General features: G+C 72.0%; 12 protein-coding genes. 4 read left to right on the top strand and 8 right to left on the bottom strand.

Annotated features, from left to right (window positions below):
* Positions 1-48: 48 nt before the first annotated feature.
* The 4 genes from EDM22_RS01645 to EDM22_RS01630 form a co-directional block, all read right to left on the bottom strand.
* The gene (locus tag EDM22_RS01645) at positions 49-1815 is read right to left on the bottom strand and encodes a glycoside hydrolase family 35 protein (RefSeq protein ID WP_122935262.1); all 1767 of its coding nucleotides are present in this window, start codon (positions 1813-1815) and stop codon (positions 49-51) included.
* Positions 1816-1895: 80 nt separating this feature from the next.
* On the bottom strand, positions 1896-3230 hold the full coding sequence (locus EDM22_RS01640) for an ABC transporter substrate-binding protein (protein WP_170963967.1): 1335 nt from the start codon (positions 3228-3230) through the stop codon (positions 1896-1898).
* A 94-nt stretch (positions 3231-3324) separates the two neighbouring features.
* Positions 3325-4278: a carbohydrate ABC transporter permease gene (locus EDM22_RS01635; RefSeq protein WP_122935261.1), complete on the bottom strand. Its 954-nt coding sequence runs from the start codon at positions 4276-4278 to the stop codon at positions 3325-3327.
* The gene (locus EDM22_RS01630) at positions 4275-5213 is read right to left on the bottom strand and encodes a carbohydrate ABC transporter permease (RefSeq protein ID WP_122935260.1); all 939 of its coding nucleotides are present in this window, start codon (positions 5211-5213) and stop codon (positions 4275-4277) included. Before EDM22_RS01630 ends, EDM22_RS01635 begins: the two co-directional genes overlap by 4 nt.
* Positions 5214-5331: 118 nt before the next feature.
* Between EDM22_RS01630 and EDM22_RS01625 the strand changes: the two genes are divergently transcribed.
* The 3 genes from EDM22_RS01625 (at position 5332) to EDM22_RS01615 (ending at position 8107) form a co-directional block, all read left to right on the top strand.
* Positions 5332-6372 carry a LacI family DNA-binding transcriptional regulator gene (locus EDM22_RS01625; protein ID WP_245989092.1) on the top strand — a complete coding sequence of 347 codons (1041 nt, stop codon included), beginning with the start codon at positions 5332-5334 and terminating at the stop codon, positions 6370-6372.
* A 168-nt stretch (positions 6373-6540) separates the two neighbouring features.
* A complete protein-coding gene (locus EDM22_RS01620; protein WP_342768485.1) occupies positions 6541-7263 on the top strand; it encodes a histidine phosphatase family protein in 723 nt (240 codons plus the stop codon).
* Entirely contained in the window at positions 7247-8107 is an 861-nt protein-coding gene (locus tag EDM22_RS01615; protein ID WP_122935259.1) for an NAD(P)H-hydrate dehydratase, read from the top strand. The genes EDM22_RS01620 and EDM22_RS01615 overlap by 17 nt, the downstream gene beginning before the upstream one ends.
* A 14-nt stretch (positions 8108-8121) precedes the next feature.
* Here the strand turns inward: EDM22_RS01615 and EDM22_RS01610 are convergent, their stop codons facing one another.
* Together EDM22_RS01610 and EDM22_RS01605 are read right to left on the bottom strand one after the other, a co-directional pair.
* Complete coding sequence (locus EDM22_RS01610) at positions 8122-8874, bottom strand: SDR family oxidoreductase (protein ID WP_122935258.1); 753 nt, start codon at positions 8872-8874, stop codon at positions 8122-8124.
* On the bottom strand, positions 8871-9332 hold the full coding sequence (locus tag EDM22_RS01605; protein ID WP_245989091.1) for a hypothetical protein: 462 nt from the start codon (positions 9330-9332) through the stop codon (positions 8871-8873). Before EDM22_RS01605 ends, EDM22_RS01610 begins: the two co-directional genes overlap by 4 nt.
* Before the next feature lie 57 nt (positions 9333-9389).
* Between EDM22_RS01605 and sigJ the strand changes: the two genes are divergently transcribed.
* On the top strand, positions 9390-10340 hold the full coding sequence (gene sigJ / locus EDM22_RS01600; RefSeq protein WP_122935257.1) for an RNA polymerase sigma factor SigJ: 951 nt from the start codon (positions 9390-9392) through the stop codon (positions 10338-10340).
* Positions 10341-10419: 79 nt separating this feature from the next.
* On the opposite strand, the gene EDM22_RS01595 is transcribed toward sigJ, so the two are convergent.
* Positions 10420-14097: a glycoside hydrolase gene (locus EDM22_RS01595; protein WP_122935256.1), complete on the bottom strand. Its 3678-nt coding sequence runs from the start codon at positions 14095-14097 to the stop codon at positions 10420-10422.
* A gap of 169 nt (positions 14098-14266) precedes the next feature.
* Entirely contained in the window at positions 14267-15895 is a 1629-nt protein-coding gene (locus EDM22_RS01590; RefSeq protein WP_122935364.1) for a carboxylesterase/lipase family protein, read from the bottom strand.
* Positions 15896-15931 lie beyond the last annotated feature (36 nt).

The raw sequence follows: 15931 nt of genomic DNA, 5'->3' as shown, positions 1-15931 counted from the left end.
TGTGAGGGGAAACACCGAGGCGACCCGTGCTCTTCCGTCTGATCTCCGTCAGATCTCGGTGTGCCCCAGTTCCGGCGCGGCGAGCGTGCGGATCTCGGGCGCGGCGATCGCCTCGAACTCGAGCAGCACGACCTCGTTGGCGCCCGCGCGCGTCACGGGCGCCGGCACGATGAGCGTGCGCTGCGGTCCGCGCCGCCAGTAGCGACCGAGGAGGAACCCGTTGACCCAGGCGAGGCCCTTGCCCCAGTGCAGGGTGTCGAGGAACAGGTCGGCCGGTGCGTCGAGCTCGAGTTCGCCGCGGGCGAGCACCGGCCCGGCGGGGAATCCGGTCGCCGTGCCGTGGGCGGCGAGCGCGGGCACGCGGTCGAGGTCGACGGGCCGCACCGACCAGCCGGTGAGCTCGACGCCGTCGAGCTGCACGCCGCCGATGAGGCCCTTGTGCTCGCCGATGCGCGCGCCGTAGTCGACGCGCCCCTGGTCCTCGACGAGGATCACGAGCTCGCCTCGAGCGTCGGGCAGCACGACGGCCCGCTCGTGCGCGTCGCGCGCCAGCACGCCGACGGGCACCCCGTCGAGCAGCACCCAGGCTCGGTCGCGCACCTCCTCGCCCACCGTGAGCACGCCGGGGCCGCCGCGTACGAGCCGGGTCGCGAACAGGGCGATGCCGCGGTCGTGGCCGAGCTCGTCGAAGGTGGGCACGCGCTCGTGGCGGGTCTCGTCGCCGAGGCGCCCCGCGACCTCGAGCAGCGCGGGTCCGACGGCGAGCGGCGCGACGAGCTCGGGCGCGCTCACGGCGGCATCCGGAACCTCATCGGGCACGTCGGCGTAGCGGGAGATGACCTCGCGGAACGCCCAGTACTTGGCGGTCGGGTTGCCCGCCTCGTCGAGCGGGGCGTCGTAGTCGTAGCTCGTGGTGATCGGCGCGTAGCGCCCCTTGTCGTTGGCGCCGTTCGTGAGCCCGAAGTTCGTGCCCCCGTGGAACATGTAGACGTTCACGGATCCGCCGGCCGCGAGCAGCGCGTCGAGTTCCGCAGCGGATGCCGCGGCATCCGTCGTGTGGTGGTGCGAGCCCCAGTCGTCGAACCAGCCGCACCAGAACTCCATGCACATGAGCGGACCGGTGGGCTGGAACTCGCGCAGCGTCGCGAGGCGCTCGGCCGCGCGCGAGCCGAACGAGGCCGTCAGGTGGAGGCCCGGCAGGCTGCCGTCGCGGAGCATCTGCGGGGTCGGCTGGTCGATCGTCGTGAGGGGCACCGTGACGCCGGCGTCGCGCGTCACGCGCACGAGCTCGGCGAGGTACTCGGCGTCGGAACCGTACGCGCCGTACTCGTTCTCGATCTGCACGAGGATCACGGGACCGCCCGCGTCGACCTGCCGCGGCACGACGATGTCGTAGACGCGACGCAGGTACTCGCTCACGGCGGCGACGTACCGCGGCTCGAAGCGGCGCACGCCGACCCCGGGGTCGCGGAAGAGCCACGCGGGCAGCCCGCCGTTGTCCCACTCGGCGCAGATGTAGGGGCCGGGCCGCACGATCGCGTGCATGCCCTCGGCCGCGACGAGGTCGAGGAAGCGCCCGAGGTCGAGGCCGGCGTCGGCGCGCCAGTCGCCGGGGCGCTGCTCGTGCGCGTTCCACGCCACGTAGGTCTCGATCGTGTTGAGGCCCATGAGCCGGGCCTTGCGGATGCGGTCGGCCCACTGGTCGGGGTGCACGCGGAAGTAGTGCAGTGCCCCCGCGAGGATGCGGTGGGGCCGGCCGTCGAGCTCGAAGTCGGTGGCGCCGATGGCGAAGCGGGAGGGGGCGGTCACTGGCATCCGTTCTGGGGTGTTCTGAGTGTGATCGTGGAATGCGGGAGGCCGGCCGAGCTCGCCCGGCCGGCCTCAGGCGGATGACGCTACTTGTCGACGGTGAAGCCCTGCGAGTTGCCGTACTCGACGAGCTGGTCCTGCCAGTCGGCGAGGCCCTCGTCCAGGTCGACCTTGTTCGCGTACGACTGGCCCACGGTGTCGCCGAAGATGCTGTTGGCGTACACCTGGTAGGGCAGGTACGACCAGCCGGATGCCACGTCCTTCGAGGCCTGGGTCAGCACCTCGTTGATCTTCTGGCCGCCGAAGTAGTCGTAGTCGAGGCCGACGAAGTCGGGGTCCTCGAGGTCGGCCGTGGTCGACGGGAAGCCGCCGCTCTCGAGGAAGATGTCGATCGACTCGGGGTCGCTGTTGAGCCAGCGGAGGAACGCGGCGGCGAGCGCCGGGTTCTTGCTCTGCTTCACGACCGACTGGCCGCCGCCGCCGTTCTCCGCCGCGACGGGGGTGCCGTCGTAGGTCGGCATGGGCGCGACGCGCCAGTCGCCGGCGGCGTCGGGCACGCTCGACTCGAGCACGCCGGGCATCCAGGCGCCGATCACGAGTGAGGCGATCGAGCCGTCGGCGAGGCCCTTGAACCACTCGTCGCTCCACCCGGGGGTGGTCGCGAGCAGGTCCTCCTGCACGAGCTGGTTCCAGACGCCCGTCCACTTCTGGGTGCCCTCGTCGGCGAGGTCGATCGTGATGTCGGTGCCGTCGATGCCGAAGGGGCGGCCGCCGGCCTGCCAGATCATGCTCGTCGTGAAGCCCGAGTCGCCGGTGTCGCTCGCGATGTACTTCGTCGGGTCGGCGGCGTGCAGGTCGCGGGCGGCCTGCACGTACTCGTCCCACGTGGTGGGCACCGCGATGCCGTACTGGTCGAAGACGCTCGCGTTGTAGAACAGGGCCATGGGGCCGGAGTCCTGGGGAAGGCCGACGAGCTTGCCGTCGACGTTGACGCTGCCCCACGTGGAGGCGCTGTACTGGTCCTCCAGGTCGTCGAGCCCGTACGCGCTCAGGTCGACGAGGGAGTCGGCGAGGGCGAACTGCGGGATGGCGTAGTACTCGATCTGCACGACGTCGGGTGCGCCCGAGCCCGCCTTGATCGCGTTCTGGAGCTTGGTGTACTCCTCGGTGTTGGTGCCGGCGTTGACGAGCTCGACGTCGACGTTGGGGTACGCCTTCTCGAACGCGGCGACCTGCGCCTCGGCGCTGGGGGTCCAGCTCCAGTAGGTGAGCTTGCCGCCGGCCTCGAGTGCGGCGTCGAGGTCGGTGGCCGAGCCGGCGGCGTCGGAGCCTCCGGCCGAGCACGCGGCGAGCGAGCCGACGAGGGCTGCGGCCGCGACGACCGACAGGGTCCGCCGGGCGGCGGAACGAGCGATGCTCATGTGATGTTTCCCTTCACTTCGTTGTGCCATGCGATCCGGGGCAGGACGCTCCGGGTGAGCGGTGGGTGGTGGGCCGCCGCGCAGTGCCGCTCGGTCACTGCTTGACGCTTCCGGCGCTGAGCCCCGACTGCCAGAACCGCTGCAGGCCGAGGAACGCGACGACGATGGGGATGATCGTGAGCAGGGAGCCCGTGATCACCAGGTTGTAGATGGGCTGCGCGCCGACGCCGGTCGCCTGCGCGTTCCACTGGTTGAGGCCCACAGTGAGCGGGTACCAGGTGGGATCGCTCAGCATGATGAGCGGCAGGAAGTAGTTGTTCCAGGTCGCCACCACCGTGAAGAGCAGCACCGTGACGATGCCGGGCGCGAGCAGCCGGATCGAGATGGTGAAGAAGGTGCGGAACTCCCCCGCGCCGTCCATGCGGGCCGCCTCGAGCAGCTCGGTGGGAACGGAGTCGACTGCATAGACCCAGATCAGGTAGAGGCCGAACGGGCTGATGAGCGACGGGATGATGATCGCCCACGGCGTGTTCGTGAGCCCGAGCTGGCTGAACATGAGGAAGGTCGGCACGGCGAGCGCGGTGCCGGGCACGGCGATCGCGCCGAGCACGACCGCGAAGATCGCGCGGCGTCCGGTGAACCGGAACTTCGCCAAGCCGTAGCCGGCGAGCGTCGCGAGCAGCGTCGCGCCGCCCGCGCCCAGGACCACGTAGAGCAGCGTGTTGCCGAACCAGCGCACGAAGATGCCGTCGCGGTAGGTGAGCGTCTCCCAGATGTTCTGGAAGAGCACGAAGTCGTCGTCGAACCAGAGACCGAAGCTCGAGACGAGTCCGCTCTGCGTCTTCGTCGCGTTGATGACGAGCCAGGCGAGCGGCACGAGGCTGTAGATCACGAAGATCGACATCATGAGCGTGAAGGCGACCGACTTGCGGGGGCGCAGCGGCGAGTTGCGGTGGCGCCGGGTGCGGCGCGGCGTTCGGCGAGCGGATGCGGCATCCGCTCGCGTCTCGTCGGACGGCCGGACCTCGGGGGCGACGGTCGTGCTCATCGCTCCTCCTTCCGCGAGCCGCGCAGTTGCACGACGTAGGCGATGACGGCGGTGATGAGGCCCATGACGATCGCGACGGTGGCCGAGGCGTTGTACTGCTGGCCGGCGAAGGAGAGGTTGTAGGCGTACATGTTCGGCGTGAAGTAGGTGGTGATGATGTTCGGCGCGAGGGTGCGCAGGATGTTCGGCTCGTTGAAGAGCTGGAAGCTGCCGATGATCGAGAAGATCGTCGCGATCACGATGGCGCCGCGCAGGGCGGGGAGCTTGATGCCGGTGATCACCCGCATGGGACCGGCGCCGTCGAGCTCCGCCGCCTCGTAGAGGTCGGTGGGGATGACGCGGAGCGCCGAGTAGAAGATGAGCATGTTGTAGCCCACGAACTCCCAGGTGACGATGTTGCCGATCGAGACGAGGATCCAGTTGCGGGCGAACGGCGTGACGACCTCGCTGCCGAGCCAGTCGTTGAGGTTCGCGGCGAGCCCGAAGTTGTCGCCGTAGATGAAGCCCCACATGAGCACGGCGACGACGGCCGGCACCGCGTACGGCAGGAAGATCACGATGCGGAAGAAGCCGGAGGCGTGCAGCCGGGCGCTGTCGATCGCGAGGGCCGCCACGAGCGCGAGCCCGAGCATGATCGGCACCTGCACCAGGAGGAAGAGCACCACGCGCCCGAAGCCCTCCCAGAACTGCGGGTCGGCCAGGAGCGCGAGGTAGTTGTCGAGCCCGACGAAGGCGTTGCCGCCGATGAGCTGCTCGCGGAACAGGCTGAGGTACACCGAGTAGACGACCGGTGCGATGAAGACCAGCAGGAACACGATCAGGAACGGCGCCACGAACGCGAGGCCCTTCCACTCGCTCCGGTTGCGCGTTCGGCTGCGCCGGGCGCGCGGCTCGGTGGGCGCCGCCAGTTGCGTCGGAGGGGACGTCGTTGTCATTCGGGATTCCAATCGGGTTGCATGTTCACGTCAACATGCGATGCGGCCACCGTAGCATGTTGACGTCAACATGCGCCAGTCGACGCGTATGATCGCCACAACAGCGAGGGAGACCGCGATGACGACCACCAACCCGACCGAGGCGCCCGCCGGCCGCCGACGCGGGCCGTCGATGGCCGACGTCGCCCGCGAGGCCAACGTCTCCGGGCAGACCGTCTCCCGCGTCTCCAACGGCCGCACCAACGTCGACGCCGAGACCCGCGAACGCGTGCTCGCCGCGATGCGCAAGCTCGGATATCGGCCCAACAGCGCCGCGCGGGCGCTGCGCACCGGCCGCTTCCACAGCATCGGCGTGATCATGTTCACCCTGTCGACCTACGGCAACATGCGCACGCTCGACGCGATCGCCGTCGCCGCGACCGACGCCGGGTACTCCCTCACCCTGATCCCGGTGCCGCATCCGACGCAGGGCGAGGTCTCGGTCGCCCTCCACCGCCTGAGCGAGGAGGCCGTCGACGGCGTCATCATCATCGTGGAGGCGCACCTGCTCGACGAGACCGACGTCGAGCTGCCGCCCGACCTGCCCGTCGTCATCGTCGATTCCCGGGGACGCGACCGCTACCCCGTGGTCGACACCGACCAGGCGCACGGCGCGAGGCTCGCCACCGAGCACCTCCTGGGTCTCGGTCATCGCACGGTGTGGCACGTCGCCGGCCCCGAGCGCTCCTACTCCGCCGAGCGGCGGCGCGAGTCGTGGGAGTCCACGCTCCGCGCCCACGGCGCCGAGGTGCCGCCCGTGCTCGTCGGCGACTGGTCGAGCGAGTCGGGCCACGCGCTCGGGCTCGAGCTCGCCCGCGACCCCGAGGTCACCGCGGTGTTCGCGGCGAACGACCAGATGGCGCTCGGCGTGCTGCGCGCCATGCACGAGTCCGGCAGGGCGGTGCCCGACGAGGTGAGCGTGGTCGGATTCGACGACATGGCCGAGTCGGCGAGTTTCTGGCCGCCGCTCACCACGGTGCACCAGTTCTTCGGCGAGGTCGGCCGGCTGTCGGTCGAGGCCCTCGTGCACGAGGTCGAGGCCGGCGAGCGACGCGGCACGACGCTCGTGTCCACCGAACTCGTCGTGCGCGAGAGCACGGCTGCGCCCCGGCGCGACTGAGCCGCACGGCGGTCCGGCCCTCGGCACGCGCTCGCCCCCGCGGCATCCGGCATCCGGCATCCGGCAGCCGGCAGCCGCCCTACCCCGTCACGGCGCCCAGCGCCATGGGGTTCCGCCGCCCTCCCGGCCGCGAGAGGATCGGAGCGATCTTCGCGAACGGAGGACCACGTGGTGCGAGAGCTGTGGCTGGCCCGGCACGGGGAGAGCGTCGGCAACGTCGCCGCCTCCCGCGCCGAAACCGAGGGCGCGGAGGTGATCCCGCTCGACCTCCGCGATGCCGACGTGCCCCTCTCGCCCACCGGCGTCGAGCAGGCGGAGGCGCTCGGTCGCTGGCTGCACGACCGCCTTCCCGGGATCGACACGCTGTGGAGCTCGCCGTACGCGCGCGCCCGCGAGACGCTCGCGGTGGCACTCGGCGAACAGCACGGGGCGAGCGTCGTGTACTCCGATGAGCGCATCCGCGATCGCGAGCTCGGCGTGCTCGACCTGCTGACCCGCACGGGGGTGCAGGCGCGGTTCCCGGGCGAGCTCGCCCGCCGCCGGCATCTCGGCAAGTTCTACCACCGGCCGCCCGGCGGCGAATCGTGGGCCGACGTGGCGCTCCGGCTGCGCACGTTCTTCGCCGACTTCGAGGCCACGGCGGGCGAGCGGGCGTTCATCATGGCGCACGACGCGGTGGTGATGGTGTCGCTCTACGTGCTCCTCGGGCTCACCGAGGCGGAACTGCTCGAGTTCGCGCAGGCGAACGTGGTGGGCAACGCCTCGGTCACGCACCTCGAACGGGTCGACGGCCGCTTCCGCCTGGTCGAGTTCGGCATGGTCGGGCACCTGCGGGTCGAGGGCGCACCCGTCACGGCGCATCCGGGAGACGAAGATGTCGCCCCGCAGTGAGCCCGTGCGCGTCGACGAGCGGATGCTGCGCGGCTGGCCGCTCCCGCCGCCGGGCGACTCGAAGAACGCCCGCGGCCGCATCGTCGTGGTCGGCGGCTCCGAGCAGTCCCCCGGCGCCGTCATGCTCGCGGGCCTCGCGGCACTGCGCGTGGGCGCGGGGCGGCTGACGCTCGTCACGCCGGAGTCGATCGCCGTGCCGGTCGCGGTCGCGGTGCCCGAGGCGGGCGTGCTCGCGATGGGCGAGGAGCCGAGTCCGCGGCGCCTGCTCACCGACGAGGTGCGCGAGGAGCTCGCGACGGCTGACGCCGTGCTCGTGGGCCCGGGAATCGCGGACTCGCGGCTCGCCCGGCTCCTCGTCGAGGCGGTCCACGTCGCGATGGGCGAGCGAACCGGCCTCGTGCTCGACGCGTTCGCGCTGGGCGTGCTTCCCGAGCTCGACGACCTCGTGCTGCCGCGCCGGGCGGTGCTGAGCCCGAACACGGAGGAGGCGGGGATCCTGCTCGGCCGCGACGTCGACGACGTCGCCGAGGCGGTGGCACGGATCGCCGCGCGGTACGGCGCGGCGACGAGCTGCTACGGCGAGATCGCCGCACCGCACGGCGACGGCCCGTGGCACGTCGATGCGGGCGGCCCGGGACTCGGCACCTCGGGCAGCGGCGACGTGCTGGCGGGCGCCGTCGCCGGGCTCCTCGCCCGGGGCGCCGACGCCGCGCAGGCCGCCGTCTGGGCCACGTACCTGCACGCCGACGCCGGCGACCGCCTGTCGCAACGGATCGCGCCGCTCGGGTTCCTCGCCGGCGAGCTCTGCGCGGAGCTTCCGCACGCCCTCGCCGCCGTCGGCTGACGTCGACGCGCGCCTCACACGGCGGCCGGGACCGCCGCCACCCACTCGTCGAACGTCTGCACGCCGAGGTCCGCGCCGGGGCGCGGCAGCAGCGTGCCGTCGCGCATCGCCCTGCCGTAGGCGCCGGGCAGCGGCACCTCGACGACGCGCTCGCGGCGCCCCGCGCCGGTCAGGTACCGCCGCACCATGTCGGCGAGCCGCTCGACGCGCGGCCCCGCGAGATCGGCCGCCCTCGCCGCCGGTGCGCCCGTCGCGAGGGCGACGAGCCGTTCGGCGACCTCGCGCGCCGCGACCGGCTGGGTCTGCATCCGGGGCACGACGACGACGGGGCCGACCTTCATCCGCCCGACGAGCTGCGCGCAGAACTCGTGGAACTGGGTGGCGCGCAGGATCGTCCACGGCACGGGTCCGGCCGCGACGAGCTGCTCCTGCAGCAGCTTCCCCGCGTAGTAGCCGTAGGGCGCCAGGTCGGTCCCCACGATGGAGAGCGCGACGTGGTGGCCGACACCGGCGTCGACCTCGGCCGCGAGCAGGTTGCGCGTGACCGCTCCGAAGAACGCGCGGGACGCGGCATCCGACAGTGTCTCGGTCGACGACACGTCGATCACCGTGTCGACGCCGGCGAGGGCGTCGGCGAGTCCGTCGCCTGCGACGAGGTCGACGCCGGTCGACCTCGTGAGGATGACGCCGTCGTGGCCGCGCTCGCGCACGATGTCGACGACGTGTCGTCCGACGGTTCCGGTTCCTCCTGCGACGGCGATCTTCATCGGATGGTCTCCTGTTCGGGTTGGGTGGTGCGAATCGATGCGGTGCGGTTGCTTCGCGATCGGGGCGGCACGACGAGCGGCACCGCGAGCACGATGGTCGCCGCGAGCGCGATCGGCTGCCCGATCGCGTCGAGCGGCGGCAGTCCCTGCAGGTGCGCCGCGTGGTAGGCGAGGTGCGGCACCGAGAACACGAGCCAGGCGACGCCCACGGCGACCCCGGCGTCCGCGCGCCGATTGAGTGCTGCGACGATACCCGCGCCGACGAGCGCGAGGTACAGCGCCCCGACGTCGCGGAGGAGGTGCTCGTTGAACGGCCCGTCGGCCGCGACCCACGCACCGAAGCCCAGCCCGGGGAACGATGCGTGGAACTCGTGCGGCAGCAGGAGCGCCCAGACGCCCACGAGGGCGCCGATGGCGTTGAGGATCCAGAGGATGACGCGTCGCGATGTCGTGTTCACACTTGATACGACCGGGTGGCGTCGTGGAATGTGAGGTGCAGGCAGGTGGGAGGAACCATGCGCGAGTCCGAGACCGGGTCCGAGTCCCTCGGCGAGCTCCTCGACGAGCGGAGCCACCTCATGAACCTCGCGGTGCGCATGCTCGGCTCGGCGAACGACGCCGAGGACGTGGTGCAGCAGACGTACGTGCGCTGGTTCCAGCTCAGCGACGACGAGCGGGCGGCGATCGAGCGGCCACGTGCCTGGCTCACGACGGTGGCCTCGCGGATCTGCCTCAACATCCTCGACTCGGCGCGGGCCCGGCGTGAGCGCTACGTGGGCGAGTGGCTGCCCGAGCCCCTGCCGACGGCGACGGATGCCGCGACCGCGTCGGCGCCGGCGATCGATCCGCTCGACCGCATCACCCTCGACGATTCGGTGAGCATGGCGCTGCTCGTCGTGCTCGAGTCCCTGACTCCGGCGGAGCGCGTCGCGTTCGTGCTCCACGAGGTCTTCGCGGTGCCGTTCGCCGAGATCGCGGAGATCGTCGGCCGCTCCCCCGATGCGACGCGACAGCTCGCCTCCTCGGCACGGCGGCACATCCGCGAACTGCGCGTCCGGCCGGCCGAGGCGTCCGAGCACGCACGGCTCGTGCGCGCGTTCCGCCTCGCGTGCGAGCACGGCGATCTCGATGCGCTGGTCGCCCTGCTCGACCCCGAGGTCACGTCGGTGAGCGACGGCGGCGGCAGGGTGCGCGCCGCGCTGCGGCCGATCGTCGGCGCCGACAACGTCGCACGGTTCCTGCTCGGCGTGCTGCGGAAGGCCCCCGACCTCGCGGTCGAGGAGCTCGAGGTCAACGGGGAGCTCGGGCTCGTCGTGCGCGCCGGCGACCTCGTGGTGGGCACCGTGTCGCTCGGCACGGAGTCGGGCGCTGCCGGCGTCGCCGACGGCGAGTGCCGCATCCGCAACGTGTGGATCACGGTGAACCCCGACAAGCTCGTGGCCTGGAACCGCGGCGCCGCGTCCTGACAGCGCGGCGGGCGGCCGCCGCGACGAACGCGACGACCGCCCGATCACCCCGCGGCATCGGCCCCGAGGCATCCGCTCGCTACGGCTCGCGCGAGTGCAGCGACACGATGCGCTGGGCATCGCTCTCGGCCGTGGCCGGCTCCACGCCCTCGGCCGAGACGGTGACGCGCACGCTGAGCTGCTTGCCCGCGTCGTTCGTCTGCGGCGTGTAGGCCTGCGCCGTCGCACCGGCGATCGGCTCGCCGTTCAGGAACCACTGCCACGAGATCTCGCCGTCGCCCGGGTCGATCGTGGCCGTCGCCGACATGGGCGTGCCCACACGCGGTCGCGCGACGAGCGCCAGGCCGTCGATCACCGCGTGCCTGCGGATCGTGACGGTGACCTCCGTGCGGGCGCTGCCGTCGGCCGAGGTCACCGCGATCGTCGCGACCCCGCCGTTCGCGGTGGTCGGCTGCGTGACGCGCACGGTCGCCGCCGAGTCGACGGCGATCCCGTCGACGACGGGCAGTCGTCCGCCGGCGACGTCGACCTCGTACGAGGTGCGCGCCGGGTCGAAGCCCTCGATCGACTCGCCGTCGAGGCGCAGCACCGCGAGGTCACTGACCGCCGCGGGCGAGGGCACCGACTCGAACACCTGCACCTCCGAAACGATCAGGTGCGTCGCCGGGTAGGCGTTCATGATCACGCGCACGCCGGTGGCGGTCACGGGCGCGAACTCGGCCGTCACGATCGGCGCACTGCCGTCGGCGGGCGACGCGACCGGCTTCGCGGTCTCCCAGCCGGGGGCCGCCACCCAGGCGCCGTCGGTGCCGCGAACCTGCACCTGCATCGACTGCGCCCAGCTCGTGGTGCCGTCGCGGTAGAACCGCACCGTCACCTGCTGCACCTGGTGGGGCTTCGCGTACTGGTACGTCAGCGTGCTCTGCGCCGGCTTGGTGCCCGACACCCAGTTCGACCAGCCCTTGTCGTCGAGCACGCCGTTGCGGGTGCGGTCGATCGGGTAGCCGGGCTCGGTCGAGCTCGCCGAGGCGGTCGTGCCGGTGTCGGGGTTGAAGTTGCGCAGGGTGCCCTCGGTCACGAGCACCGCGAGCTGTGCGGGCAACTGCGCGTCGTCGGCGGTCGCGGTTCCCGAGACCCGCACGACGCCGACCTCGGCGAGGTCGTCGGCCGTGAGGGTCGACCAGTCCCACGTGACCGGCACGTCGAAGGCGTTCTCCGAGGCGCCGACCCGGGCCGGCACGGTCGCGGGCGCCGCAGCCTGCACGCCCGCGAGCGAGGCGCCCGCCGCGACGGTGATCGACACGGGATCGGTGGCGGTGAGCCCGCCCACGTCGACGAGCGCGGTCACCGCGATCGGCTGGCCGAAGACGTCGGTCGCGGTGCCGGGCACCTCGACGCGTCCGCGTTCGGCCCACGCCGCGGCATCCGGCAGCTGCCACTCGACCGCGACCGGCGCGCCCGCGCCCCACGGATATCGCGGCACGATCGTCGTCGGCAGCACCGGTTCCACGCCCACCTGGGTGCGCGCGGCGACCGTCTGCTCGTCGAGCGGGGCGAGGTCGAGCGGGGCCCACGACTGGTTGGCGCCGCCGTTCGAGCCGTACACGCCCACGGTCGCGCCCTCCGCGGTCGACTGGCCGCCGACGTCGAGCGCGAGTCCGAGCGCCTCGTTTACGAGCGAGTAGCGAACGCCGTCGGTCGTGTTCACGATCCAGCGGGTCGCGGGCGTCGCGGCTGCGGCATCCGCCGTCACCTGGCGCAGGTCGGTGCCCGCACTCGTCGCACCCAGCACACGGCCGTCGGATGCCTCGAGCACCACGCGTCGCGTCGCCTCGCGGTCGCCCGCAGCCACCTCGTGCACGGTCCACGCCTGACGCGCGGCGAGCGCGGGGTCGGTCGCGAGTCCGGTGATGGTGGTGGCGACCCCCGTCGCACCCGCCGCGGCGGTGAGCGCCTTGCCGCTCTGGCCGCCGACGAGCTGGTAGCGGTGCCCGTCGTTCAGTGCCGGGGCCTCGGCCGCGACCCCCGAGACGCCGTCGATCACGAACGTGGTCACCGACTTGGCCGGCACCGTGAGGGTCGCGGTGCGCGCCTCGCGGTCGATCGCGACGGCGGCGCCCTCGACGAGGGCGTTCGACGTGGGGTCGTCGAGCGAGGCGGCCTGGGTCGTGACCACCGGGGTCACCGTGGCGCCCTCGGCGATATCGCCGAAGTTCGACAGGTCGATCGTGACCTGCTGCGCGGATGCCGCGGTGTTGCGGTGCACGATCGTCGCCCCCGTGCCGTCGCCGCGCACCGCGGCGGTGCTCGAGACGTCGTCGACCGCCATGAGGTGGTCGCCCTCGTGGATGAACTTCGTGAAGTTGCGCAAGGTGTTGAACTTCGAGTTGATCGAGACGCCGCATTCGGGCGCCTTCGTCGAGTCGCCGCCTGCCGCCGCGACGCGGCGCGCGGACTTCCACACCGTGGTGCCAGCCTCGTCGTAGGGCGTGCAGTCGAGGTCGAGGTAGATCGAGCCCCAGTTGGAGTTCTCGCCCTGCGGCTCCATGTTGTAGAGGTCCTCGACGGGCTGCCACAGCACCCACGCCTTCGGCTCGAGCTCGCGCAGGTCGTCCATGACGCGGCCCGCGATGCCGAGGCCGTTCTCGATGCTGAGCGGGTTGTAGCCGGTCACCCAGTTGCCCTCGATCTCGCTCATCCAGAGGTCGGTGTCGGCCTGCTTGGCGAGGTCGCGCACGGTGAGGCGCCCCGAGGTGCCGTACGTGTGCACGTTCATGCGGTCGACCTTCGCGCGCGTCGCGGCGGGGTAGGCGGCCCAGTTCGTGGCGAAGATGCCGGGGTTCGTCTCGTCCATCGCGGCGATCCCGGCATCCGTCGTCGTGGCGGCCGCGTCGAGCTCGGCATGCACCGCGTCGATGAGCGACGCCTGGCGAGCCGGGCCCACGTGCATGCCCTCCTGGCGCCCGCCGACCGGCTTGCCGTTGCTGAGCGTCGTGCCCCAGTAGTTCGTGTTCGGCTCGTTGAGCGGATCGATGGTGTCGACCGAGATGCCGTACTCGTCCTCGAGGTGCTCGGTGACGTTCACGAGGTACTTCGCGAACTGCTGCTGCGCCGCCGGCTTGAGCTGCTCGGACGACGAGTTGAACCCGCCCGAGACGTAGCCGCTCTCGGTCATGAAGTAGGGCGCGGAGTTCGCGAACGTCTCCCAGTGCGTGATCTGGTCGTCGGCGGCGAGCCGCTCGACCCACCAGCGCTGGGTCGCGTCGGCCGACCAGTCGTAGGAATCGGGGTCGTCTGCGTTCCAGGCGGCGAGCAGGGCGCTGCGGTCGGCGTACGTCGTGGCGACGCCGCCGTAGGTGCCCGCGGAGCCGTCGGCGTCGGCAGCCCACCAGCCCTCGACCGCGCCACCCGGCCGCAGGTAGTCGGCCACGTCGGAGGCGTTGCCGCCGCCGATGTTGTAGCGCGCGATGTTCAGGTCGAGTCCGTCCTCGCCGAACACCGCCTGGTAGAGCTCCTCCCGCAGCGCGTCGGGGTAGCCGCCGGTCGCGTTCGCGAACCAGACGAGGCTCGTGCCCCATCCCTCGAACGACTCGCCCTGGTACGCCGGGTTCGGCGTGATCGTGAGCCCGTCGGCGGCCGTGGCCGGTTCGGCCTGCCCGATCGGGGAGGCGAGCAGCGCGCCGGTCGCGAGGGCCGCGCCCGTCGCGAGGGCGGTGAGTCGCCTGAGTGGTCGGAACCGTCTGCCGTGCATCGTCATTGACGTCGTCCTCTTTCGCCGTTGGAAGGTCGGTCGGTGGGTCATGGAGGCATGTTGACGTCAACATGCCCCGCGGTTCGACCTTATATGTTGACGTCAACATTGGGAAGGCCCGGCCGGCCCGGACCCTCGTACGGTGCCCGGCGCCGGCGGCAGGCGCTCGGCGGAATCAGCCCGCGAGCCAGGGGAGGAAGCGATTCCACGCGCGGCGCCGCTCGCGCCGGGGGTCCTCCTCGATCCGATCCTCCTGGTCGATGACGAGCGTCTGCCGCATCCGCTCGTCGTAGCGCGGCCACGTCGCGGTCGGCGTGAGGCCCTCGGCGAATCGCAGCCACGGCTCCCGCATGCGCTTCCCCGCCGCAACGTAGGCGCGGGAGCCGCCGAACGCGGTCATGAGCCGGGCGAGCGGCCGGTCGGTGCTGTCGAACAGGGCGAACATCTCGACGCCGTGGGTCGCGTCGAGGCCGAGCACCTTGAGCAAGCGGGTCGCGAGGTCGAAACGGTACGACCACACCGGGGCGTGCCGCGAATGGAAGTCGGCCACGCGCGTGCTCGGATACCAGAAGCCGAAGTCCCCGCCGAAGTCGGCGGCCGGCCGCCGGGCCGGCAGCCCCGGGTAGGCGCGGTGCATGCTCGCTCGCGCTGGCGCGGGCGCCCGTGCGAACAGCGCCTCGATCCGATCGGGCGTGCGCGGCAGGATGTCGATGCGGCCTCGGAAGATCGAACCCTCCCGGTCGTTCGTGCCGATGATGAGCGGCACCCGATGGGCCCGTCCGTCCCGGAACGCGCGCATCGGATGTCGCGGCAGGAAGTCCCCGTCGACCACCGGTGCCAGGCAGAACGCGCCGGGGTCGGAGTCGGGGGTGCGCGCCTGCAGCACGGCGCACGCCGCGACCAGGTCGATCGTGGAGGCGCCCGCGAGGAGCAGTTGCGGCGACGGCGGAATGACGTGAGCGACGTCGCCCGCCGCACGCGCCGCCCGATCAGCCGCCGTCGCTCCGCCCGCGTCGGGCTCGGCGGCCCCCGACACGATGCCGCGCAGGATCTCCACGTAGTCACCGGCCCAGCGTGCCGTCAGCGACGGCGGGTAGACCGCGTTCGGCGGCGGGCTCTGCGCGATCGCGCGGGCGAAGAGGCCGGATGCCGCGGGCGTCGCCAGGAGGGTCGTCACGGCATTGCCGCCGGCCGACTCCCCGAACACGGTGACGTTGGCCGGATCGCCGCCGAAGGAGGCGATGTTGTCGCGCACCCAGCGCAGGGCGGCGACCTGGTCGCGGAGTCCGAGGTTGCTGACGAACGCGTGCTCCTCGGTGGCGTAGCGGGTGAAGTCGAGGTACCCGAGCGCACCGAGCCGGTAGTTGAAGCTGACGTAGACGATCCGGCCCGTGCGCACGAAGCTCTCGCCCTGCCCCGCGAAGTCCTGCGACGATCCGGAGCTGTAGCCGCCGCCGTGGATGAAGACCATGACGGGTAGCGCGGACGACGTCGACGATGACGACGTGGGGGGCGCCGAGACGTTCACCGTCAGGCAGTCCTCCGCGGCGGCGGAGATCGTCGACGTCGCACGCACCAGCGGATTCGGGTGCGTCTGCGGCGCGACCGCGCCGAACGCGACCGCCGGCCGGATGCCGCTCCATGAGACGACCGGCGCCGGAGCCGCGAATCGCAGCGCGGCCACGGGCGCGGCGGCATAGGGGATCCCGCGCCAGGCGAGCATGCCGCGATCCGCGGCACCGCGCACCGAACCGCCGGTCACGCGGACGTCGAGGTCGTCGCGCGGCCGGCGCGGGTCGGTCATGGCCGCACGCTGCTCACCCTTCCAGTCCACCACGGA

The sequence above is a fragment of the Agromyces tardus genome (assembly GCF_003710805.1).
Classification (GTDB): Bacteria; Actinomycetota; Actinomycetes; order Actinomycetales; family Microbacteriaceae; genus Agromyces; species Agromyces tardus.
This window is presented reverse-complemented; position numbering and strand designations above follow the sequence as displayed.

Excerpts from the sequence above, each read along its gene's own strand:
- EDM22_RS01590 (WP_122935364.1), bottom strand. The coding sequence starts at position 15,895 with ATGACCGACCCGCGCCGGCCGCGCGACGACCTCGACGTCCGCGTGACC.
- EDM22_RS01625 (WP_245989092.1), top strand. The coding sequence starts at position 5,332 with ATGACGACCACCAACCCGACCGAGGCGCCCGCCGGCCGCCGACGCGGG.
- EDM22_RS01645 (WP_122935262.1), bottom strand. The coding sequence starts at position 1,815 with ATGCCAGTGACCGCCCCCTCCCGCTTCGCCATCGGCGCCACCGACTTC.
- EDM22_RS01630 (WP_122935260.1), bottom strand. The coding sequence starts at position 5,213 with ATGACAACGACGTCCCCTCCGACGCAACTGGCGGCGCCCACCGAGCCG.
- sigJ (WP_122935257.1), top strand. The coding sequence starts at position 9,390 with ATGCGCGAGTCCGAGACCGGGTCCGAGTCCCTCGGCGAGCTCCTCGAC.
- EDM22_RS01640 (WP_170963967.1), bottom strand. The coding sequence starts at position 3,230 with ATGAGCATCGCTCGTTCCGCCGCCCGGCGGACCCTGTCGGTCGTCGCG.
- EDM22_RS01610 (WP_122935258.1), bottom strand. The coding sequence starts at position 8,874 with ATGAAGATCGCCGTCGCAGGAGGAACCGGAACCGTCGGACGACACGTC.
- EDM22_RS01615 (WP_122935259.1), top strand. The coding sequence starts at position 7,247 with ATGTCGCCCCGCAGTGAGCCCGTGCGCGTCGACGAGCGGATGCTGCGC.
- EDM22_RS01635 (WP_122935261.1), bottom strand. The coding sequence starts at position 4,278 with ATGAGCACGACCGTCGCCCCCGAGGTCCGGCCGTCCGACGAGACGCGA.
- EDM22_RS01595 (WP_122935256.1), bottom strand. The coding sequence starts at position 14,097 with ATGACGATGCACGGCAGACGGTTCCGACCACTCAGGCGACTCACCGCC.